Source organism: Streptomyces sp. NPDC044033 (assembly GCF_056434425.1).
Genome location: NZ_JBWKFF010000013.1, coordinates 77,152 through 98,535, shown reverse-complemented (window position 1 = coordinate 98,535; position 21,384 = coordinate 77,152). Strand labels below are relative to the sequence as shown.

The following is a 21,384-nucleotide window of genomic DNA, read 5'->3' as shown; positions in this document are numbered from 1 at the left end:
GGTCCTGGGCCGGCCGATCTGTGGAGTCGACTCGGCTTCCGTCCCTCCCCACGTCCGCATCCGGAGACAGACCATGCCCGTGCCCACAGCCGCCCGTGCCACACCGGAGTCAAACGCGCGACAGAAAGCCCTGCCCGGCTGGCTGGTCGTACTCCTGGCCACTTCCTGCGGGCTGACCGTGGCCAACCTCTACTACGCCCAGCCGCTCCTGGAGATGCTGCGCCGGACCTTCCAGCTCCAGGACTCGACCGCCGGCCTGCTGATCACCCTGACCCAGCTCGGCTACGCCGCCGGCATGGTGTTCCTGGTCCCCCTCGGCGACCGCGTCGAGAACTCCCGTCTGGTCTCCGTCCTGCTCACCGTCACGGCCCTGGCCATGGCCGCCGGCGGCCTCGCCCCCACCTTCGCCGTCCTGCTCATCGCCGCGCTCGTCGCGGGCGCCACCTCCGTCGTCGCACAGGTCCTCGTCCCCTACGCCGCCGGCCTCGCCCCCGATCACCTGCGCGGAGCCGTGGTGGGCAAGGTCATGAGCGGACTGCTCGCCGGGATCCTGCTCTCCCGCACCGTCGGCAGCCTGCTCGCGGACGTCGCGGGCTGGCGCAGCGTCTACCTGGTCTCCGCCGCCCTGATGGTGATCCTGGCCCTCGTCCTGCGCCGCGCGCTGCCTCACCGGGCCCCCACCAGCACCGATTCCTACACCGCGCTGCTGCGTTCCACGGCCCGCCTGATCCGCGTGCACCCGCAGCTGCGTCGCCGGTCCTTCTACCACGCCTGCATGTTCGCCGCCTTCAGCGCGTTCTGGACGACCATCTCCTACGTCCTGACCACCGCGCCGTACAACTACTCCCAGCTCCAGGTCGGCCTGTTCGCCTTCGTCGGCGCCGCCGGCGCGCTCGTCGCCCCTCTCGCGGGCCGCCTCGCCGACCGAGGGCTCGCCCACCGGCTCACCCCCGTGGCCTGCCTGCTCGCCTCCGCCACCCTCATCTGGGCCGGCCTGGCCGCCCACCAGATCCTCGTCCTCGCCGCCGCCACGGTCCTCCTGGACTGCGCCGTGCAGTGCTCCCTGATCTTCGGACAGCACACCATCTACCAACTCGACGCAGCCGCCCGCGCCCGGGTCACCAGCGTCTACATCGCCACCTTCTTCATCGGCGGCGCCATCGGCTCCCAACTCGGCACCCTTGCCTACCACTTGGGTAACTGGCATGCGGTCGCCCTCACCGCGGCGGCCTTCCCTGTCATCGCCGCGCTCGCCTGGACCACCGACCGCACCCACACCAGCAGGAAGCGCCGGGCAGCGGGCACCACATGAAGCCTGCTCCGCCTGCCCTCGCCATCGTCGAGGCCAGCCGCGCAGCCATCAATCTCCCGGTCGGCACCGAGGCTCCCGCAGGCGTCCCCCACCGCACCCCGGACGGCGTTGAGCAGGAAGTCCGGGCGCTGCTGACCGTCTGCCAACGCACCACCCGCAAAGCCACCATCAGCATCAACATGCTCACGAGAAGCCCTCGATACCTCCGGCCCCGCCCAAACTGAACAGCGTCGCCTCCAGAGGTTCGACTCCGCGCGTTCAGCTCATTACGAGCGTCGCGGGCGCTACGGGCGTCGCGAGCGCTACAGGCGCTACGGGCGTTGCGAGCACTACGGACGCCGCGGGCACTCCAGGTGTCGCTACGGGCACTACAGGTGTACGGGCGCCAGGCGTTACGGGCGCCCGTAAGCGTGCGCCCTACAAGCCTTCGCCGCCGGCCGGTGCCGCGATCTCCAGCCAGCGCCGCCACTCCGCGACGAGACCCCAGCTGTCCTCGCTGCTGTTGGCCACCAGCAGATCCGCGGAGCGCACGATGTGGTTGCGCATGGCGCGCTCCGCCCCTGCCCCGTCCCGCCGCCGCAGCGCCTCGACGACCGCGCCGTGGTCCTTCAGCGCGGTGTCCACCGGCTGGAATTCGGGGACGCTGTGCCGCCCGTCCAGGGCCAGGGTCTGCCGCAGCTCCGCGACGAACTTCGCGAGCCGCAGATTGCCGCTCGCGCGCATGATCAGGTCGTGCAGCCGCTCGTCGGCGGCGAAGTACTCGGGGCCGCCGTCCGCGCGCTCCTCCATGATCGCCAGCTCGGCGGCCATGGCGTCGTCGTCGCGGCTCGTCATGACGGCGGCGGCGCTGCGGCAGGCGGGCGGCTCCAACAGCACCCGCAGGCTGCACAGTTCGACGATGCCGCGTCCGTCGGGGCCCAGCACGCGGGCGCCCCGGTTGCGCTCGATTCTGACCAGTCCGAGGTCCGCCAGTTTCAGCAGCGCCTCGCGCACGGGGGTGCGGGAGGCGCCGAAGCGCTCGCCCAGCTCCCGTGAGGAGTAGAGCAGCCCGCGCTGGAGCTTGCCGAGCCTGATCGCGTCGCGGATCTCCGCCGCGATCTGCTCGGACTTGCTGTCGGCCCGTCCGTCTGACGTCAAGACATTCCCCGATACCGGCCGAGCGACCATGAGCACAAGCCCCGGCCCGCCTGGCCCACGACCGGGGCCCCAGGATAACCGCTACCCGCTCGCCCGAGATCCCGGTGCGGCGGGGGACGCGTCCTCCCCCGGCACCCCGGCGCCCGCCTCCCCCGGTGGCGGCCCCGGCGGTGCGCTCGCGCTCCGTCCTCGGCGGGCGGAGCGCGCCAGGGCGGCGAGCACGCCCAGCGCCAGGATGTTGGCGAGGATCATCACGGTCATCGACAGGCCGTCGTCGCCGCCGGAGGCGTCCTGGATCCAGCCCACGGCGAAGGGGCTGATGAACCCCGCGGCGTTGCCGAGCGAGTTGATCAGGGCGATGCCGCTCGCGGCCCCGGCGCCGGCCAGGAACGCCGTCGGCAGGGACCAGAACAGCGGCTTGGCCGTCTGCGCCGCCATCGTCGCGACGCTGATGGCGACGAAGGCGAGCGCCGGCGTCCCCAGGGTGACCGCGGTGACGATGAAGGCCACGACGGAGACGCTGAGCGCGATGACCACCGGTTTCGGCGAGCGCTCGTCCCGGACCAGCCGGGAGCCGAAGTACATGCAGAACGCGGCCAGCAGGAAGGGCACGGCCGACACCCAGCCGACCTCGACGTCGCTCAGCGTCTTCCCGACGTCCTTGACCACCGAGGGCATCCAGTACGTCAGCGGGTAGGCGCCGCACATCAGCAGGAAGTAGACGGCGGTGAGCGCGATGACCTTCCTGTCGCGGAAGACCGCGCGGTGCCCGGCCGGGGCCGTCGCGGCGCGCTCGCGCTCCTCCGCCGCCAGCGTCGAGACCAGCCAGTCGCGTTCCGGGCGGCTGAGCCAGTGGGCGTCGGCGGGGCGCTCGGTGACGGTGGCGAAGAAGACCACGCCCAGGATGACCGCGGGGACGCCGCCCACCAGGAAGATCCAGCGCCACCCTTCGAGGCCGAGCGCGCCGTCGAAGGCGGAGAGGATCCAGCCGTCGAGCGGGTTGCCGACGACGCCGGCCAGCGGGATCGCGATCATGACGGTCGCGACGGCCCTGGTGCGCTCCTTGTTGGGGAACCAGCGGGTGAGGTACAGCAGGATGCCGGGGAAGAAGCCGGCCTCCGCGATCCCGAGCACGAACCGCAGGACGTAGACGGTCTCCACATTGGGCGCGAAGCCGATGCACGCCGCGACGATGCCCCAGGACACCATGATCCGGCTGATCCAGATCCGGGCGCCGACCTTGGCCAGGACGAGGTTGCTGGGGATCTCGGCGAGTACGTAGCCGACGAAGAAGATCCCCGCGGCGAACCCGTACTGCGCCCCGCTCATGCCGTAGGTCCGCTCCAGGCCGAACTTCGCGAAGCTGATGTTGATCCGGTCGAGGTGGCTCACGCCGTACGCGACCACGAGGAGCGGGATGATCCGGCGGGTCATTCTGCGCACGGTGCGCGCCCGCAGCGGATCGTCCTGCGGCGGACCGGTCACCCGTGTCACCTGTGTCATTTGGACCTCCTGATCAACGCTGACCACGCCGATAACGAATCACTGACAGGCCACTGCCATCATGTGAAATACCAAGCCGATGGAGTGGCATGCTACTTAGCGACATGGGTCCCCACAAGCCTTTCTCGGGCAGTGGGGCCGGGGCTCAGTCAGCGGGTCAGGGCCAGTCAGCGGGCCGGGGCTCGGCCAAAGGGCCGGGGCACGGTGCGGGGGGGCCGGGGCTGGGGGCGGCACGCGGTTGCGGGGCCGTCGGCCGGGTGTGAGCCTGGAGAGCCTCGGGGATCCGCCGTGCGCGCCCGCGCGCCCGCGCCAGCGAAGGGGACTTCCGTGAGCATCGCCGCCGACAGCCTGTCCGACCCGGCCGTACGAGCCTTCGTCACCGCCCTCAACGCCAACGACCAGCAGGCGTTCCGGGCGGCGCTCGCCCCCGGCGCGACCATGTCCGACGACGGCACCGAGCGCGACCTGGCCGATTGGGCCGACCGGGAGATCTTCTCCTCGCGCGGCCGGATGGACGTGGAGTCCGAGTCGGACGGCGGGCGTTCGCTGACCGCCCTTTACAGCAACGACAGTTGGGGCGACATGCGCACCCGCTGGGTGTTCACCGTCGAGGACGGCAAGGTGAGCCGCTTCGAGACCGGACAGGCGTGACCGCCGGGGTCTGTCAGCCACCCGCACCCCGCCCACCGGGCTGTTTCGGCCGTGCGGTCCGCGGCTCCCGCGCGGTCCGGGGGCCGCCGGTGAAGGCGACCCCCGGAGGGCGATCAGCCGTTCGGCGGCTTGACCCACCCCTTCTTCACCAGCTGGTCACAGTGCCACTTCGCGTGCGCCGTGCTCTCCCCCTTCTTCGCGGTCGCCTTGAGGCAGTCCGCATACGGGAACGGGGGCCCCTGCACGGGGGCGGCGGGGGCGGCCTGGGCGGCCACCGCCGACACGCCGAGCCCGCCGGCGGCCACGGCCAGAGCCAGGGCGATACGCATTCTGCGCATGACGTTCTCCTCCTCTCGCCCCGGAGCGGAGTGCTCCGGAGATCCACGCCGTCCTGCCGCGGCGGCTCGGCCGCCGAACAAGATCAGCTAGGGCTCAACGAGCGAGAGCGGCAGCAGAAACCATCCGCCCGCTCCGGCCTCAAGAGAGGCTTGCGGGGCTTCAGGAGAAGCAGGTGGTCGGCGTCGCGTGGGCCGGGTCGAGGGCGTTGGCCGTCTCGTGGAAGGCCACCCGGTCCGTCAGGCCGATCGCGAGGTGTTCGGAGAGGTCGACCGGGCACAGGCTCTGGAGCAGGACGTTGTGGACGTCCGGGCCGTTCAGGAACTGCGAGCGGTAGGGCGTGACGACCTCGTCGTACTTGCTCGCGATGACGGTGTAGCGCACGCCCGGCACCGTGTCGCCGCCCGCGTTGAGGCGGTTCAGGAAGCCGGACCCGGCGACCTGGTCGGTGAGGCCGGGGGTGGCGCCGTGGATCGCGTCGGCCGCGCCCGGGAAGTAGTCCAGCAGCTTGGTGAGGCCGCTGAGCGTCGTGCCGTGGTTGTCGGGGGCGATGCCGACGAGCGCGCCCACCTTGGCCGCGCCGCCCAGGAACTTCAGGTACTGACGCGGCATCATGCCGCCCTGCGAGTGCCCGACCAGGTCGGCCTCGGGCGTGCCGGTGGCAGCCAGCACCTTGTCGACGTACGCGGACAGCTGCTTGGCGGAGTCCTCGATGGGGCCGAGGCCGTGGAAGAGCGGGACGCCGGGCAGTTGCCCGTAGTCGAAGGAGAAGACGCAGTAGCCGCGCGCCACCAGGTAGGGGGCGAGGCCGAGCCAGTTGTCGACGGAGTTGCCGAAGGTGCCGTGCACGAGGACGACGGGGCGGGGGTGGGCGGCGGAGGGCTTGCAGGAGTAGTCGTTCCAGCCGCGGCTGACGGCCGCGGTACGGGCTGCCGCGTCCGACGGCGCGGCGGACGCGGTGGCCGGTGTCACGAAGGCGGCGAGCGCGGCGAGCGTCAGGGCGAGCGCGGGCAGTGGCCCGCGGGCACGCCCCAAGGACAGCTTCATGTGGACTCCTCGCAGGTGGCGGGGGGTTGCGTCAGGCGTTCACGCTGCGGTCCGGACCACAGATTTGCCAAGTGCACGTCAAAGTACTCACGAGTAAGGAAGCTCGCCAGCCATGCGCCGGTGAAGAAAGAGGCACGGAGCCCTCACGCCACGTCCAGGAGCGCGGCGGGCCCGACCGCCGCGGCGCCGAAGCGGGCCCGCGCCCGGTCCACGGCCGCCCAGGCGCGGCGCGCCTTGTCGTCGGCGGGGTCGAAGGTCAGCTGACGCGCGGTGCGGTCGGCGTCCCGCAGGTCCTCCGCCCGCAGCGCCACGGCCCGCACCCGGGCCCGCTCCAGGCCGAGCGCCGCGTGCAGCGCGTACGCGGTGGCGGTCAGCGCCGGGGTGTGCGCGGTCGGCTCCTCGAAGGCCCTGGCCCGTACGGTCGAGGAGCCGTCCGCGTAGCGCACGGTCAGCGTGAGGCCGCGGGCGGTCTGCCCGCTCGTACGCAGCTGGGAGCCGAGCCCGTCGGCGAGCGTGAGCAGCGCGCGGCGCCGGTGCCCGGGGTCCAGCTCGTCGCCGCCGAAGCGGTGTTCGGCGGAGAGCGAGCGGGCGGGCGCGTTCGGCGTGACGGGCGTCGGGTCGATGCCGCGCGCCCGCTCGTGGATGCGGCGGCCGGTGCTCGCGCCGAGGATCCGTTGCAGGGTGGACAGCGGAGCGGCCGCGATCCGGCCGACGCTGTCGAGCCCGTACGTGCACAGAGTGCGGGCGGTGGCCGGCCCCACTCCGTGCAGCGCCGCGGCGGGTTTCCGGGCGAGAAAGGCCGCGATCTCGGCCGGGTCGTCGGCCAGGGTGCGTACCGCGCCGGGCGGGCCGTCCTGCGCGGCCATCCGCGCCAGCAGCGGGCTCGCGGCCGCCCCGACCGTGCAGTCGACTCCGTGCAGGGCCAGCGCCCGGAGCCGTATGAGGTCGGCGAGCCCGGCGGCGTCCCGCCCGAAGTACCGCCGGGCGCCCCGCACATCGACGAGCGCGGCGTCGGGCGGCAGCGCCTCGACCACGGGTGAGAACTCCGCCAGCATCGCGAGCAGCCCGCCATAGGTCTCCTCGCCGAGGGAGACCGGCCGTCCGCCGGGGCCGTGGGGCGCGCGGCGGTGGAAGTGCGCGTACAAGACGTGCGGCCCGGACCCGGCGGCACTGTCCCGCCCGCTCCCGCCTCCCCCGAACCGCCCTTCCCCGTCCGGCCGTTCGGCTCCCGGCCCCGGCTGGTCACCGCGCGGCCTCGGGCGGGCGGCCAGCTCGCCCCAGACCTCCCGGTACGTCGGCCCTCCACCGTCCGTACGGGACGCGCCCGTACGGTCCCCAGCCGCCGCGCGGCCCGTCATCCCGCGCTCCCGGGGCTCGCGTGCCACAACTTGCGCCCCGTGGCGGCGCGGTCGCCGGCGGGCTGGAGGTCGGCCCAGGGGTGCAGCTCGTACCCGGTGGGCAGCTGGATGCGGCGGCCGGGCGGCCCGGCGCCGTCCGAGGCGTCGGAAGCGGAGTCGGAGGGGACGGCGGAAGCCCCCGGCTCGGCGGCGAGCAAGGCGGTGACCGCGTCGAGGCCGCCCTCGCGGCGCAGGGCGGTGAGGTCGGCGAGGTTCCAGGCCGCGGCGCCGACGACGCTGAGGCTGCGGGGGCCGCGGCGCTGGACCACGCCGCGTACGAGCAGCAGCCAGGAGTGGAAGACGGTGTGCGCGCACGCGGCGTGGCTGTCGTCGAAGAAGGCGCAGTCGACCAGGCCGGTGCCGTCGTCGAGGGTGGTGAAGATGACGCGCCGGCCCGAGCGGATCGGCGGGGTCTGGGTGGCGGCCTTGGCCCCGGCGACCAGTACGGTCTCGCCGTGCCGCGCGTCGCGCAGCCGCTTCGCGGGTACGGCGCCCAGTTCGGTCAGGAACTCCCGGTGGTCGTCCATGAGATGGCGGGAGGCGTCCATGCCGAGGACGCCCAGCTCCGCGCCGAGCCGCTCGGCCGCGTCGAGGTCGGGCAGGCCCACGGGTTCGGACAGCGTGCCGCCGTCGAGCGGGAGCTGCCGTTCCCTGGGGTCGGCGCCGCGCTGTCCGCGGTGGAGTTCGGCGATGTGCAGCAGCAGGTCGCGGCGGTTGGGGCCGAAGGCGTCCAACGCGCCGACCTGGGCGAGCCGTTCGGCGACGGGGCGGCCGGGGCGGGCGCGTCGCCACAGGTCCTGGAGCGAGGCGTACGGACGTCCGGCCGCGATCCGGTCCGTGGCCGCCTCGCTGATGCCGTGCACGTCGCCGAGGGCCAGCCGCACCCCGAAGGCGGCGCCCGGCCCGCGCGCCGCACTGCCTACACCGCCCGCACCGCCTACACCTCCCGCATCAGACACCAGTTCGATTTGATAGGCGGCCGCCGACCGGTTCACGTCCAGCGGCAGGATCGGCACTCCCCGCCGCCGCGCGTCCGCGAGCAGCAGCCGCTTCGGGTACATCCCCGGGTCGTGCGTGAGCAGCCCGGCGTAGAAGGCCGCCGGGTAGTGCGCCTTGAGCCAGGCCGACTGGTAGGTCGGCACCGCGAAGGCGACGGCGTGCGCCTTGCAGAAGCCGTAGCTGCCGAACGCCTCGACGATCTCCCAGGTGCGCCGGACGGCCTCGGGCGCGTACCCCCGCTGGGCGGTCTCCCGCGCGAACCAGGCCCGTACCCGCCCCTGCCGCTCGGGGTCCGACAGCGCGCGCCGCGCCTCGTCGGCCAGCGACCGGTCGCAGCCGGTCATGATCGCCAGGATCTCGATGATCTGCTCGTGGAAGACGACCACGCCGTATGTGTCGCGCAGCGGCCCCTCCAGGTCCGGGTGCGGATAGCGGACCGGCGCCCGCCCGTGCCGGGCCTCGATGAAGGGGCGCACCATGTCGGCGGCGACCGGACCCGGCCGGAAAAGCGATATGTCGACCACGAGGTCGTGAAAGGTCGAGGGCTGCAACCGGCCCACCAGGTCCCGCTGGCCGGGCGACTCGATCTGGAAGCAGCCGAGCGTCTCGGCGGACCGGATCAGCTCGTACGTCCTGGGGTCGCCGGGCGCCACCCGCGCCGGGTCGTCGAGGTCCACCCGCTCCCCCGTGGCCCGCTCGACCTCCCCCACCGCGTGCGCCATCGCCGACTGCATCCGCACGCCCAGCACGTCGAGCTTGAGCAGCCCGAGGTCCTCGACGTCGTCCTTGTCGAACTGCGCCATCGGGAACCCCTCGCCGCTGGTGGGGACGGTGGGCGTACGGGCGCGCAGCGTGGCGTCCGAGAGCAGCACCCCGCACGGGTGCATGGCGACGCCGCGCGGCAGCGCGTCCAGCGACTCCACCAGTTCCCACAGCCGCCCGTGCTTCGTGCCGTCGGGGTCCACGCCGCGCAGCTCCGGCAGCTCCGCCAGCGCGGTGCGCGCGTCCCTGGCCCGGATGTGCGGGAAGGACTTGGCGAGCCGGTCGACGAGGGCCGGGTCCATGCCCAGCGCCGCGCCCACGTCCCGTACGGCGTGGCGCACCCGGTAGGTCTCGGGCATGGCGACGGTCGCCACCCGCTCCGCGCCGAAGCGGTCGAAGACCGCGCGGTAGACGTCGAGGCGGCGCGCGGACTCGACGTCGATGTCGATGTCGGGCAGCACGGCCCGCCGGGTGGACAGGAAGCGCTCCATCAGGAGCCCCTGTTCGACGGGGTCCGCGTGCGCGATGCCCAGCAGGTGGTTGACCAGCGACCCGGCGCCCGAGCCGCGCGCGGCGACGCGGACACCGAGCGCGCGGGTGTCGTCGACGACCTGGGCGACGGTGAGGAAGTACGAGGCGAAACCGTGGTGTTCGATGACGCGCAGCTCGTCGGCCAACCGGTCCCAGTACGTGCGGTCGCGGTCGTACCGGCGCAGCACCAGGCCCGCCGCGCACCGCGAGCGCAGCACGCGGGCGGCGGTGCGCCGCTCCGCGCCGACGAGATGCGGCTCGGGGAAGTGGACGTGGCCGATCCCCAGGTGGTCCTCGGGGTCGACCACGCACTCGGCGGCGGTGCGGTGGGTCTCGGCCAGCAGCCGCAGGGCCGCGCCCCGCCCCTGCCCGGCGGCCTCGGTGATCTTCTCGGCGACGGCCGCCATGTCCGGGGCGCCCTTGATCCAGCGCTCACCGCTGTCGAGGAGCTCGGGTCTGCGCGGGTCGATCGGCACCAGCCGCCGCGCCGAGTCCAGGACGTCGGCGACCGGGCCCTGTCCGGGGTCGGCGTAGCGCGTGGAGTTGGCCAGCACGGCCCGTACGCCCTGGTCGGCCGCGAAGCCGACGGTACGGGCGGCGAGCCGCAGCGAGCCCGGCCCGGTGCCCTGCCGGCCGTGCCATACGGCGGCCAGCCGCAGGGCGTCGCCGAAGAGGTCGCGCCAGGGGGCCAGCAGCCGGGCGGCGCGGTCGGGCCGGCCGGCGGCGAGCGCCCGGCCGATCTCGGAGTCGGGGCCGAGCAGCACGGTCAGCGGGGCGAGCGTCCCGGCGGCGCTGTTCTCCAGGTCCTCCCAGAGGAGCCGGGGCCGCCGCGCGGGGTCGGTGCGGATGAAAACGGCGGGGGCTCCGCCCGTACCGCTCCCGCCCATGCCGGTCCCGCCCATGCCGTTCCCGTCCGCCCGGACCGTGTCCGCGTGGGCGGCCGAGACCAGCCCGCACAGCGTGGCCCAGCCGGCCGCGCCGTCGCGGGCGAGGAAGACCGCGCGGGGCGTCGACTCGTCGATGAACGCGCCGCCCCGTACGGGCGCGCGCCGCCGCACCGTGCCGTGGCGGTCCTGGGGCTCGGCCCGTTCCCGTACGGCCAGGTCGGCGCCGAAGAGCGGCCGCACCCCGGCCCGTGCGCTCGCCTTCGCGAACCGTACGGCCCCGGCGAGACTGTCCCGGTCGGTCAGCGCGATCGCGTCCATGCCCCGCTCGGCGGCGCGTTCCGCGAGTCGTTCCGGGTGCACCGCGCCGTACCGCGTCGAGAACCCGGAGGCGGTGTGCAGATGCGTGAAGCCAGGGGGAACCGGAAGAGCCGACATCCGCACCTCCCACTCGAAAACCCGAAAAAGATCCCACCCCCTGACCGTCCTGACATTTCCCGTCTCCCTCCTTCACCATAACCCCTCCATCGAACATTCGTACGAACAGACCTCACCCTCACCTCTTCGCCCCGTCCACGCTGCGGAATGCCTGCTTTTATGCGCACCATATGGGGGCAGAAAGCCCACCCACCACGGCGAGGAGCGGCCCATGGCCACCACAGACCCCGGCACCCGCCCCTCCTTCGCCAAAGAGGTCAGAAGCGCGGTCAGCACCCGCGCCGCCGCGCTGGTGATCGGCGTACTGGTGCTCCAGCTCGCGTTCATCGCCTCCTACGTGGGCGCCTTCCACAGCCCCAAACCCAAGAGCATCGCGCTCGCCGTCGTCGCCCCGGAGCAGGCCCGCGGGCAGCTGATGGCCAAGCTCGACAAGCTGCCGGGCGACCCCCTGGACCCGCGCGCCGCCGCCGACGAGGCCAAGGCCGTACAACAGATCCGCGAGCGGGACATCGACGCGGCCCTGATCGTCGACCCGCGCGGCAGCACCGACCGGCTGCTCGTCGCGAGCGGCGGCGGCGCCTCGCTCTCCCAGGCCGTCGAAAAGATCGTCACCGCCGCCGAGAAGTCCCAGCAGCGCACCGTGAAGACCCAGGACATCGCGCCGGTCGCCAAGGGCGACGCCCGCGGGCTGTCCGCGTTCTACCTGGTGGTGGGGTGGTGCGTGGGCGGCTATCTGTGCGCCGCGATCCTCGCGATCAGCGCCGGGGCCCGGCCCGCCAACCCGCGGCGCGCGGTCATCCGGCTCGGCACGCTCGCGCTCTACTCGATCGCCTCCGGAATCGGCGGCGCGATCATCATGGGCCCGATCCTCGAAGCGCTGCCCGGCTCCATCCTCGGGCTGTGGGGCCTGGGCGCCCTGGTCGTCTTCGCGGTCGGGGCCACCACGCTGGCGTTCCAGGGGCTGGCGGGCATCGTCGGCATCGGACTCGCCATCGCGGTCATCGTCGTCCTGGGCAACCCGAGCGCGGGCGGCGCGTACCCCTACCCGCTGCTGCCGGGCTTCTGGCGCGCCATCGGCCCCGCCCTGCCACCGGGCGCGGGCACCTGGACGGCGCGCTCCATCGCGTACTTCCGGGGCAACGCGGTGACGGGGCCGCTGCTGGTGCTCTCGGCCTGGGCGGTGGCGGGGTCCGTGGTCACGCTGCTGTTCGCCGCGTTCAAGAAGCCGTCGGACGGGGCGGTTTCGGCGACGCCGCCGCGTTGACGGGCGGGGAGAGCCGGCACGAGGAGCCCCGCGCATCCCCGACCCCCTGCCTCTGCCCCCACCCCTGCCCCTGCCGCTGCCCCTGCCGCCGCCCCTGCCGCCAGGGGCAGAACGGCCATCCGTGACGCCCAGGCGTCACCCGATCTCGATGACGTGCTTTCCCCGGACGCCGCCGGCTTCCAGGGCACGGTGCGCGGCGGCGATGGAGCCGAGGGGGTGGACGGTGTCCACGACGGGCTGGATGTCGCCGTTCCGCGCGTACCGGGTCAGTTCGGCGAACAGCTCGTGCCGGGGGTTGCCGCTGAAGAAACGCACCCGCCGGGAGCCGTGGACGGTGGAGGCGAGGAGATAGGAAACGCTGGTGGGGATCTTCTTCATGTCGAAGGCGATGGCCACCATACGACCGCCCGGAGCCAGCAGCCGGCGGAAGGCGGCGAGCTGGGTACCGGCGGTGTCCATGATGACGTCGAACGTGCCCAGGTCGGCCGGGCGGACCGTCGTGTAGTCGAGGACCTCGTCCGCGCCCAGGCCGCGAACGAAGTCGAGGTTCTTCGGGCCCGCGAGAGCGGTGACATGAGCGCCGAAGACCTTGCCGAACTGGACCGCGACACTGCCGACACCGCCGCTGGCACCGCGCACCAGGAGGCGTTCGCCCGGCCTGAGCCGGGCCTTGTCGCGCAGGGCGGTGATCGAGGTCGTTCCGCCCGCCAGCAAGGAGACGGCCTGCATCGGAGTGAGGTTGTCCGGGGCGTAGGCCATCTGCCGGGGGCGGACGGCCACGTACTCCGCCGCGCTGCCGAACGTCGCCCGCCCGATGAGACCCCACACCCGCTCGCCTTCCCGGAGGCCGGTCGCCGAGGGGCCGGCCGCAGCGACCTCGCCGACGAAGTCGATCCCGGCGCGCTTCGGGAAGCGGCGCCCCGTCAGCAGGCTCATCGTCCCGGCCCGGCCGGCCAGTTCGCCGCCGTTGACGCTGACCGCGCGGACGCGGACCAGCACCTCGCCGGGCCGGGCCACCGGCACGGGCACCCTGCCCTCGTACAGCACCTCCGGAGGGCCGTACCGGTCGTAGAGGGCTGCGCGCATCTCGTTCACGGCTCGTCGTCCTGTCTCTGTCACTGCCTCGGAAACCGCGAGCGGAGGGAGTTTTCCGCTCGCCAGCCCAAGCTAACGCCGTAAACGGGCGACACCTTCCACTTACGTTAAAGTGAGAGTCATGCCTGCTCAGCCCTCTCGGAAACCAGGCCGGCCAGCCGCTTCCGCCCCCGGGACGCGGCCGTCAGCCGCGGCTGCGGGGCTGCGCGCCGACGCCCGGCACAATCGCGAACTCATCCTCGAAGCCGCCCGCGAGGCATTCACGGACCGGGGAATCGACGTCCCCCTCACCGCGATCGCCCGCCGAGCCGGAGTCGGCGCCGCCACCCTCTACCGGCACTTCCCCACGCGCGCCTCCCTCGTCACCGAGGCCTTCGCCGAACAGCTCGCCCACTGCGTCGCCATCCTCGACGAGGCGCTGGAGGACCCCGACCCCTGGCGCGGGTTCTGCTCCGTCATCGAGAAGGTGTGCACCATGCAGGCCGCCGACCGGGGCTTCACGGCCGCCTTCCTCTCCCGGTTCCCCGACGCCGTCGACTACGAGCGCGAACGCTCCCGCGCCGAGGAGGGCCTCGCCCGGCTGGTGCGGCGCGCCAAGGACGCGGGGCAGCTGCGGGACGACTTCGACCACAGCGACGTCACTCTCGTACTCCTGGCCAACTGCGGCGTCATCGAAGGAGCGCGGCAGGATTCGGCAGCCGCCTCCCGGCGCCTGGTCACCTACTTCCTCCAGTCCTTCCGGGCCGGCCGCACCGAACCCTTGCCCCCGCCCGCACCGTTGGGACTGCACCACGTCAACCGGCCCCCGCCCCTTCGCGGGCGTTAGGCGACCGTGACGCTCTTGTCGCCCGGGGGCCACCCGATGGCCGTGACCGCGGTCAGCAGCACCACCGCGTCCTCCAGCGCCACCAGCCCGTGCGGCTCCTGCCGGATGCCGTGCAGCGCCCCGGCCGCCAGCTCCCGGTCCCCGGAACCCGCCGTCAGCCGCACCCGCCCACGCAGCACCTGGAGGCTCGCGGAGGGCGGCGCGCTGTGCTCGTCCAGGGCCGCGCCCGAGACCAGCGCGATGACGCTCTGACGCAACGGGCCGTCATGCAGGACCAGATGGGCACTGCGCCCGTGCTCGGCGGCCCGGGCCACGGCCAAGTGCTCGTCGGCCAGGGAATTCAGGTCCTCCATCGGAGTCTCCCGTTAGCAGATGGCGAGTAGCGCTGCACAACCACCGTAACTCCCGCTCCCCCGCCACGACCGCCTCATTGAGCCGAACGGCGCCCCGGGCATCACTGGACTCGGGCCGCATATACCGGGGGGCCGCACGGCGGTAGCGTCATGGATGCGTCGGCGGAGCCGGCCAGGGGCCCCTTAGGAGCGTGAGAAGCATGCCCGATGAGCAGACCTGGCATAAGTCGAGCCACAGCGGCGGCGAAGGCGGCCAGTGCGTCGAGTGGGCACCGTCCACCGCGGCGACATGCGGCGTCGTCCCGGTCCGTGACAGCAAGGACCCGCACGGCCCCGTCCTCACGGTCCCTGCCGCCACGTGGACCTCGTTCATCGGCTTCGCGACCCGGAGCGTACGCGCGGAGGCCGACACCTCATGACGAGGTGCCGGCTTCCGCGGCGAGGGCGTATCAGGTCTCAGACCGAGTGACGAGCGGCTCCAGCGTCACGTAGTCGTCGACGACCCGGTGGTAGCTGGTGTGGCCGGTCGTCCGCGTGTGGCGGCGCATCCACTCCTCGATCCACTCCAGGCCCGCGGAACGGATCATCTCCCCGCAGTCCTTCCCCTCACCCGTGACACATGTGGCGCTGTACTCCGGGCGCACACTCGGGTCCCGCTCGAACGTCCACGCCACGTGCCGGAAAACGCACCTCATGACGTCTCCTCTCGACCGTCGTCGCCGGAAACGTCCCTGACGGCCAGCCGAACCGCCGTGTCCGGCACCCCCAACCCGGCGCGGTGCTGAGGGCATTCGCACCGGGGGTAGACGAGGGAGCCGGGCGGAAGTTCCAGACCTTCGTCCGACTCGTCCAGGTGATTCGGGGGCACCGTGGAAACGAGGAGCGCCCCGTCGGTCCCCCTCTCCGCGATCATTCGGGCCAGGAGCGCCCGCGCTGTGCTCTTCATGCGATCATTCGCCTCAGTCCGTGCCGTACCCGTTTCGTCAATTCCCTTGTGGGCTCCGCGTATTGACGTGGCACCCAATCGGGAGCCAATCGCCAGAAGCCGCCTGTACGAATGAGTTCGCACAGCGCTTCAAGGTCGTCCCCTGGCGGCGGGGGCTCGGAGGCTTGTTCGATCACGTCGCGCGCCTTTCGTCGCTGCGTACCGTCTGCACCCCTAGCTTCGACGTCCGCGAGTAGTCTCAAAAGAGCCGAGAGGTTTCCAACGCATTTGGAAAGGCGGGTAGTTGAACAAATGATCGAGGGTACTGAACCTGCCAACGGGCTCGAATGGTTTGGGCAGGAGCTGGAAGCCGCCCTACTGCACAAAGGAGCTAAGCAGTGCGCGCTAGCTGACGCGACTGGCTACAAGGAGCCTTACGTATCCAAGGTCAAAAATGGGCAGGCCCTTGCGTCCCCTGAGTTCGCGGAGGGATGTGACCTGTTCCTCGACACATCCGGATACTTCGCTCGGCTACGGAACCGAGTGTCGAAGCACGGCCACCCCGAGTGGTTCGTGCCCTACCTTCGCCTGGAGGAGAAGGCGACTCAAGTGCTCGACTTCTCCTCCTACCTGGTGATGGGGATACTCCAGACCTATAGGTACGCAGAGGCTCTATTTCGCGCGGCTCATCCACGGGACACAGCAGACGTGACGAAAGGAAAGGTAGAGGCACGGCTTCAGCGCCACGAGGTGATGGAGCAGTCGAGCCCTCCCCTGCTCTGGGTCGTCCTCGACGAGTCGTGTCTTCACAGGGCGGTGGGCGGTAGGGCGGTCATGCATGATCAGCTCGCGTACCTGCTATCGGAGTCGGCTACCCCCCATGTGACCCTCCAAGTACTGCCGTTCACGACAGGAGCACCACCAGCCGCAGAGTCGCTCACGCTGTTGAGGTTTGATGACGCGGAGGACCCCCCTCTTCTCTACTCGGAGGCCCAGGGACTAGGACGCGTAATCGACTCCGCCGCTACGGTCGCGATGGCTAGCGCACGATACGAACGCTTGCGCGCCGACGCCCTCTCCCCGGAGAATTCGCGAGCACTGCTGCGCAAGGCAATGGAGGAATACGCGTCATGAGCAATGCCCCCGACTCGTCCACGATGACATGGGTCAAGAGCTCGCACAGTTCAGGCGACGGCGGCCAGTGCATCGAGTGGGCACCGGCCACCGCGGCAACGCACGGCGTCGTTCCCGTCCGTGACAGCAAGGACCCGCACGGCCCCATCCTCACCGTCTCCCCCACCGCATGGGCCTCGTTCATCGCCTTCGCGACCCGCGGCGACGCCTGAACCCCGCCAGCACTCACGTACGTACGGAAGCCGGCACCGCATGATGCGGTGCCGGCTTCTTCAGCAGGCGCAAGCCCAAGCCCCGGCACGACGTGCCACAGTCACAGGCGGCGCAGACAGGGCGCGGGGGGGGGGGGGGGGGGGGGGGGGGGGGGGGGGGGGGGGGGGGGGGGGAGCCCCCCCCCCCCCCCCCCCCGCTCACCCGCGCCCCGCCAGCCGATCGCGTGACCACGCAGTGGCATCGGCGCCGTAGCGGGCCAGGAGGCGCGCGAACTGGACCCGTTCCTCCTGCGTCCAGGCGGCGGTGATCTCCTGGAAGGCCGTTCGCTGCTCGGCGGCGAAGCGGTCGCGTTCGGCCTCGCCGGGCTGCGTGAGTTCAAGGACGGTGCGGCGTCCGTCCGCCTGGGATGCCGCCCGGCGCAGGAGCCCGTCGGCTATGCAGGCGGCGACGGTTCGGCTGGCCACCGGTTGAGCGACGCCCATCTCGGCGGCGAGACCACCGACCGTCATCTCGCCCGGGGCGTCGGCGATCACATTGAGCACAAGGTTGCGGGAGAGGTCTTTGCTCGAAGCGGGTGCGCGGCGACGCAGACGCGACAACGCCGGGCCGATCTGGTCCAGCGCGAGGTCGTCGGATTGCCGCTCGGAGGAGGACGCACTGCTCATGCCGCTCATCCTAGTTCGCCTCCGCACATTTGCATACCACTACGCAAGTCCATAGCATCAGGTATACAAATACGGGCGAGCAAGAAAGCGAGGTGGGCCGCCATGGCACTCACCGCCATCACCGGTGCGCGGGTCTTCGACGGGGAGAAGGCGCTCGGTGTGCAGACCGTGGTCATCGACGGCGCGAGGATCGTTCGCGTCGGCGGTGACGCTCCCGACGGCTGTGCGACTGTCGACGGCAGCGGGGCGACGCTGCTGCCGGGGCTCATCGACGCTCACGTCCACTCCGCCCCGGGGACCCTGGCCCTCGCGCTGCGGTTCGGTGTGACCACCGAACTGGAGATGCAGGGGATGAACACCCGGGAGAACCGGGGACACATCGCCGAGGACGACACCGTGGCGGACGTCCGCTCCGCCGGATTCGGCATCACACCGCCGGGCGGTCACCCGAGCGAGCTGATGCCCGAGGGGTTCGAGCCGGAGTGGGACCTTCCGCCGGTCATGCCAGTGATGCCCTTCTCCACCACGCCGGAGGAGGCGGCGGCGTTCGTCCCGCAGCTTCTGGCGCGCGGGTCCGACTTCATCAAGTTCATGATCGACGACGGCAGCGTGGAAGGGCACCCCGGACTGCCGATGCTCGACCAGGCCACGGTGAACGCCGGTGTGGCGGAGGCCAAGAAGTACGGGGCCCTCACCGTGGCCCATGCGCTGACCGTGGAGGCCACGAGGATGGCCGCCGAAGCGGGCATCGACGGCCTCGTCCACGTGTTCATGGACCAGCCGCACACCGCGGAGATCATTGAACTCATCAAGGACGCGGGCATGTTCGTCGTGCCCTGCATCAGCGTCAACGCGTCGCTGATGGGGATCACGGGCGGCGAACTCGCCGACGACCCCCGAGTCGCCGCGCGACTCGACAGCAAGTGGGACGAAGCCCTGCGCTCCAGCTTCGACCGCTACCCGCAGGGCAAGCTCGACGACGTGTACGCGACCGTGCACGCCCTGGACGCCGCCGGGATCGACGTACTGGCCGGCACCGACGTCTCCGTGCCGGAGACGTTCTTCGGGGGCCTGGCCCACGGGGCCAGCCTCCACCACGAGTTGCAGCATCTCGTAGCCGCCGGCCTCACGCCCTCGCAGGCCCTGCGCGCGGCCACGGCGACGACGGCCCGTCGCTTCAGTCTCGGCGACCGGGGCCGCATCGCGGAAGGTCTCCGCGCGGACCTCCTGCTCGTCGACGGCGACCCGACCTCCACCATCAGCGACACCCTGAACACTCGCGCCATCTGGCGCCGCGGCACCCGCCTGGCGAGCTGACAGCGTGGTCGCCACGGTCGGGAGACACCCGTCGTAGGCGTTCCGGCGCACGCCCGGCGTCCACGAGCCGACTTGGTACGGGAACCGCCGGGCGGCCTGGTCGTACGGTCAGGAGTGGATACGGGCGAAGAGCCCCCCGGCGACCTCTCGGCGGGGCGGATCTCGCGTGTTCGCTGAGCGGACTTCGGCCATTGCTGCCGTGGACCTGAGGCGCTCCGGACGCCCCGCGACCGCTCATCGGGCCTCTTTTCGGCCGGGCCGTCAGAGACCCCACGCCAGGGTTGCGGACCATTGGAACCGAAGGCAGATCACGGGTCAGGCTTCAACCACTAAGGCATATCTCGCAACATAGGCAATGATCAGAAGGCTTTTCCGCCGCTCCGCACCCCGGAAACATGACCGCGCATCAACTCATGGCGGCCGCCCGCGCGTTCCCGCCCCTGAGACCCCCGTCACGCGAGTTCGCGCCACTACGGAACGCATTCAACCAGCGACCAGAAGTGATCGGAGGATGTGCGTTCGGCGAGCGGTTCGGTAAGACTCCCGTCCGGTATCTGCACCTACAAGCAAGGGAGTGTTCGAAATGCGATACATCACTGGGGGAATCGCTCTTGCCGCCGCGCTGGCCGTGACCGGCCTCGCCGGGGCGTCGACCATGGCCAACGCCGCGCCCGTAAAGCCCATGAGCCTCTACGCGCCCTCGGCGCTGGTGCTCACCGTCGGCGAGGGCGAGCACGCCGCGAACACCACGGTCCGCCGTGCGGTGACGCTGAGCTGCGCCCCGACCGCGAGCGGGACCCACCCGGCCGCGACCGCCGCCTGTGCCGAACTGCACGCGGCCGACGGCAAGTTCGACGTACTGGCCGAACCGGCCTCGAACCGAGCGTGTCCGCACGTATGGAACCCCGTCGTCGTCACCGTGGACGGCGTCTGGGACGGCGCCCGGATCTCGTACGAGCACACCTTCGCCAACGCGTGCACCAAGGAGAACGCCCTCAGCACGGTCTTCGAGTTCTGAGACCGCCGTTCCTGAGGCCGCAGTTCCCGAGGCCGCCGTTCCTGAGGCCGCAGTTCCTGAGGTCGCACTTCCTGAGGGCACAGTTCCCGAGGGCCGCCGGGGCGCCGCCGACCGTACGGATAACGGGCGCCCGTACGCATAGCGGAGCGCCGACCGTACGCGGTGCGGCCCCCGGGCAACCTGGAGGGGTTGCCCGGGGGCCGCGTCAAGCGGACCGGGTGGGGGGCCGGTGGACTAGCCGATCTCCGCCCCGTACTCCTTGAGCGCCTCCGGTACCGGCTGGAAGAAGGTCTCGCCGCCCTGGGAGCAGTCGCCGCTGCCGCCCGAGGTGAGGCCGAGGGCCGACTCGCCGTCGAAGAGGGCGCCGCCGCTGTCGCCGGGCTCGGCGCAGACGTCGGTCTGGATCAGGCCGTCGACCTTGCCCTCCTGGTAGTTCACGCTGGCGTTGAGCGCCTTGACCGTGCCGTCGTGGACCTGCGTGGTCGAGCCGCTGCGCTTGACCTTCTCGCCCACGGTGGCCTCGGCGGCCTTGCTGATCTTCTGGGTGCCGCCGTAGAGATCCACCTCGCTCGGGTGGTCCGTCTGGCCGGTGTACTTCGCGATGGAGTAGTCGTGACCGGGGAAGGTCGACGCCTCCGTGGTCGCGATCTCCTGGCCGCCCTGCTTGTCGGACCAGCTCTTGACCGCGTTGCCGCAGTGGCCGGCGGTCAGGAAGTACGGCTGGCCGCCCTTGGTGACGTTGAAGCCGAGCGAGCAGCGCGCGCTGCTGCCCCAGATCGCGTCGCCGCCCGCGACCAGCGGCTTGAACTCACCAGCGCTTCTCTTCAGCGCGGCCTTGTCGCCGAGCGAAGAGACGACCTTGTTGAGCTTCGTCAGTTTGGCGCCCTTGACCGTGCGGTCGGCGGTCACGGCGACCTGGTTGGTCTTCGGGTCGACGGCCCAGGCGGTGCCGGGGATGGCGGCCTTGGCGTCCAGCGTCCGCCGGGCGGAGTCCAGTTGGGCGAGCGAGTGCTTGACGACCTTCGGCTCGGCCCCGGCCTTGCGGACGTTGTCCGCGGCGGCCTGGGTGAGGACGTTGACGACGAGTTTCTTGGCCTTGGCGTCGTAGTACGAACCGGCCGCGTCACCCTTGAGGCCGGCGGAGAGCTTGCTCGCGAGCTTTCCGGCCGACGTGACGGACAGTGAGTCGGGGGTGGGGGTGGGGGCCGCGTTGGCGTTCTGCAGGGTGAGGGACGTGGCCGCGAGTACGGCGACACCTGCTCCGGCGAGGGCGACGCGCCGCTTGGGCATCCGACGGTTCTTCAACTCTTGACCTCCAGTGGGGGGATGGGGCCGGCTGTGGGGTAATGCCCGGACCCGGAGGGGGTACGACATGGCCGCCGCCCCCGATTGGGAGTCGCGTCCATGCCAAGTTGCGCCGTCGAGTATTCCGATGAGGTGAGGGAGTGCACAAGACCGACTTCCAGTCGCGCGAACAGAGTTTCGCACGCCCCCGCCACGTGGGTCTCACAGGTAACTCCATGCACGTCGGCCACGGTCCTGAATACGGTGGGCCGATGGTACGTCAGCGGAGGGTG

Annotated in this window: 20 protein-coding genes; 9 read left to right on the top strand and 11 right to left on the bottom strand. The window is 71.7% G+C overall.

Going from position 1 to position 21,384, the window contains the following annotated elements:
- Nucleotides 1-73 precede the first annotated feature (73 nt).
- The gene (locus AC07AB_RS22990) at nt 74-1,312 is read left to right on the top strand and encodes an MFS transporter (RefSeq protein ID WP_478569810.1); all 1,239 of its coding nucleotides are present in this window, start codon (nt 74-76) and stop codon (nt 1,310-1,312) included.
- Nucleotides 1,313-1,729: 417 nt separating this feature from the next.
- Here AC07AB_RS22990 and AC07AB_RS22985 read toward each other — a convergent pair whose 3' ends face one another.
- Both AC07AB_RS22985 and AC07AB_RS22980 read right to left on the bottom strand, forming a co-directional pair.
- Entirely contained in the window at nt 1,730-2,449 is a 720-nt protein-coding gene (locus tag AC07AB_RS22985; RefSeq protein ID WP_478569808.1) for a GntR family transcriptional regulator, read from the bottom strand.
- An 81-nt stretch (nt 2,450-2,530) separates the two neighbouring features.
- The gene (locus AC07AB_RS22980; protein WP_478569806.1) at nt 2,531-3,952 is read right to left on the bottom strand and encodes an MFS transporter; all 1,422 of its coding nucleotides are present in this window, start codon (nt 3,950-3,952) and stop codon (nt 2,531-2,533) included.
- 327 nt (nt 3,953-4,279) lie between these two features.
- On the opposite strand from AC07AB_RS22980, the gene AC07AB_RS22975 reads away from it, so the two are divergent.
- Nucleotides 4,280-4,603 (top strand): nuclear transport factor 2 family protein, encoded by a 324-nt coding sequence (locus AC07AB_RS22975; protein WP_478569805.1) that lies wholly within the window; start codon nt 4,280-4,282, stop codon nt 4,601-4,603.
- A gap of 113 nt (nt 4,604-4,716) precedes the next feature.
- Here AC07AB_RS22975 and AC07AB_RS22970 read toward each other — a convergent pair whose 3' ends face one another.
- The 4 genes from AC07AB_RS22970 to AC07AB_RS22955 all read right to left on the bottom strand — a co-directional run bounded on the left by AC07AB_RS22970 (nt 4,717) and on the right by AC07AB_RS22955 (nt 10,997).
- The gene (locus tag AC07AB_RS22970) at nt 4,717-4,941 is read right to left on the bottom strand and encodes a hypothetical protein (RefSeq protein WP_478569803.1); all 225 of its coding nucleotides are present in this window, start codon (nt 4,939-4,941) and stop codon (nt 4,717-4,719) included.
- 160 nt (nt 4,942-5,101) lie between these two features.
- The gene (locus AC07AB_RS22965) at nt 5,102-5,986 is read right to left on the bottom strand and encodes an esterase/lipase family protein (protein ID WP_478569801.1); all 885 of its coding nucleotides are present in this window, start codon (nt 5,984-5,986) and stop codon (nt 5,102-5,104) included.
- A 143-nt stretch (nt 5,987-6,129) separates the two neighbouring features.
- The gene (locus AC07AB_RS22960; RefSeq protein ID WP_478569799.1) at nt 6,130-7,344 is read right to left on the bottom strand and encodes a DNA polymerase Y family protein; all 1,215 of its coding nucleotides are present in this window, start codon (nt 7,342-7,344) and stop codon (nt 6,130-6,132) included.
- Complete coding sequence (locus AC07AB_RS22955) at nt 7,341-10,997, bottom strand: DNA polymerase III subunit alpha (RefSeq protein WP_478569797.1); 3,657 nt, start codon at nt 10,995-10,997, stop codon at nt 7,341-7,343. The genes AC07AB_RS22960 and AC07AB_RS22955 overlap by 4 nt, the downstream gene beginning before the upstream one ends.
- 211 nt (nt 10,998-11,208) lie before the next feature.
- On the opposite strand from AC07AB_RS22955, the gene AC07AB_RS22950 reads away from it, so the two are divergent.
- The gene (locus AC07AB_RS22950) at nt 11,209-12,261 is read left to right on the top strand and encodes a DUF3533 domain-containing protein (protein WP_478569795.1); all 1,053 of its coding nucleotides are present in this window, start codon (nt 11,209-11,211) and stop codon (nt 12,259-12,261) included.
- Between the two features lie 135 nt (nt 12,262-12,396).
- Here the strand turns inward: AC07AB_RS22950 and AC07AB_RS22945 are convergent, their stop codons facing one another.
- On the bottom strand, nt 12,397-13,356 hold the full coding sequence (locus AC07AB_RS22945; RefSeq protein WP_478569793.1) for an NAD(P)-dependent alcohol dehydrogenase: 960 nt from the start codon (nt 13,354-13,356) through the stop codon (nt 12,397-12,399).
- A gap of 121 nt (nt 13,357-13,477) precedes the next feature.
- On the opposite strand from AC07AB_RS22945, the gene AC07AB_RS22940 reads away from it, so the two are divergent.
- The gene (locus AC07AB_RS22940; RefSeq protein ID WP_478569791.1) at nt 13,478-14,182 is read left to right on the top strand and encodes a TetR/AcrR family transcriptional regulator; all 705 of its coding nucleotides are present in this window, start codon (nt 13,478-13,480) and stop codon (nt 14,180-14,182) included.
- Here AC07AB_RS22940 and AC07AB_RS22935 read toward each other — a convergent pair.
- Nucleotides 14,179-14,535 carry a cupin domain-containing protein gene (locus tag AC07AB_RS22935; RefSeq protein WP_478569789.1) on the bottom strand — a complete coding sequence of 119 codons (357 nt, stop codon included), beginning with the start codon at nt 14,533-14,535 and terminating at the stop codon, nt 14,179-14,181. The genes AC07AB_RS22940 and AC07AB_RS22935 overlap by 4 nt on opposite strands.
- A gap of 200 nt (nt 14,536-14,735) precedes the next feature.
- On the opposite strand from AC07AB_RS22935, the gene AC07AB_RS22930 reads away from it, so the two are divergent.
- Nucleotides 14,736-14,954 carry a DUF397 domain-containing protein gene (locus tag AC07AB_RS22930; protein WP_478569788.1) on the top strand — a complete coding sequence of 73 codons (219 nt, stop codon included), beginning with the start codon at nt 14,736-14,738 and terminating at the stop codon, nt 14,952-14,954.
- A gap of 30 nt (nt 14,955-14,984) precedes the next feature.
- Here AC07AB_RS22930 and AC07AB_RS22925 read toward each other — a convergent pair whose 3' ends face one another.
- Nucleotides 14,985-15,230 carry a DUF7848 domain-containing protein gene (locus AC07AB_RS22925; protein ID WP_478569786.1) on the bottom strand — a complete coding sequence of 82 codons (246 nt, stop codon included), beginning with the start codon at nt 15,228-15,230 and terminating at the stop codon, nt 14,985-14,987.
- A 542-nt stretch (nt 15,231-15,772) separates the two neighbouring features.
- Here AC07AB_RS22925 and AC07AB_RS22920 point away from each other — a divergent pair.
- Nucleotides 15,773-16,594 (top strand): DUF5753 domain-containing protein, encoded by an 822-nt coding sequence (locus AC07AB_RS22920; protein WP_478569784.1) that lies wholly within the window; start codon nt 15,773-15,775, stop codon nt 16,592-16,594.
- The gene (locus AC07AB_RS22915; protein WP_478569782.1) at nt 16,591-16,806 is read left to right on the top strand and encodes a DUF397 domain-containing protein; all 216 of its coding nucleotides are present in this window, start codon (nt 16,591-16,593) and stop codon (nt 16,804-16,806) included. The genes AC07AB_RS22920 and AC07AB_RS22915 overlap by 4 nt, the downstream gene beginning before the upstream one ends.
- Nucleotides 16,807-17,004: 198 nt before the next feature.
- Here AC07AB_RS22915 and AC07AB_RS22910 read toward each other — a convergent pair whose 3' ends face one another.
- Nucleotides 17,005-17,472 (bottom strand): MarR family winged helix-turn-helix transcriptional regulator, encoded by a 468-nt coding sequence (locus AC07AB_RS22910; RefSeq protein ID WP_478569780.1) that lies wholly within the window; start codon nt 17,470-17,472, stop codon nt 17,005-17,007.
- A 102-nt stretch (nt 17,473-17,574) separates the two neighbouring features.
- Between AC07AB_RS22910 and AC07AB_RS22905 the strand changes: the two genes are divergently transcribed.
- The gene (locus AC07AB_RS22905) at nt 17,575-18,789 is read left to right on the top strand and encodes an amidohydrolase family protein (protein ID WP_478569778.1); all 1,215 of its coding nucleotides are present in this window, start codon (nt 17,575-17,577) and stop codon (nt 18,787-18,789) included.
- A gap of 583 nt (nt 18,790-19,372) precedes the next feature.
- Nucleotides 19,373-19,807, top strand: a complete 435-nt coding sequence (locus tag AC07AB_RS22900; RefSeq protein WP_478569776.1) for a subtilase-type protease inhibitor — start codon at nt 19,373-19,375, stop codon at nt 19,805-19,807.
- Between the two features lie 234 nt (nt 19,808-20,041).
- On the opposite strand, the gene AC07AB_RS22895 is transcribed toward AC07AB_RS22900, so the two are convergent.
- Nucleotides 20,042-21,112, bottom strand: a complete 1,071-nt coding sequence (locus tag AC07AB_RS22895; RefSeq protein WP_478569774.1) for a S1 family peptidase — start codon at nt 21,110-21,112, stop codon at nt 20,042-20,044.
- Nucleotides 21,113-21,384 lie beyond the last annotated feature (272 nt).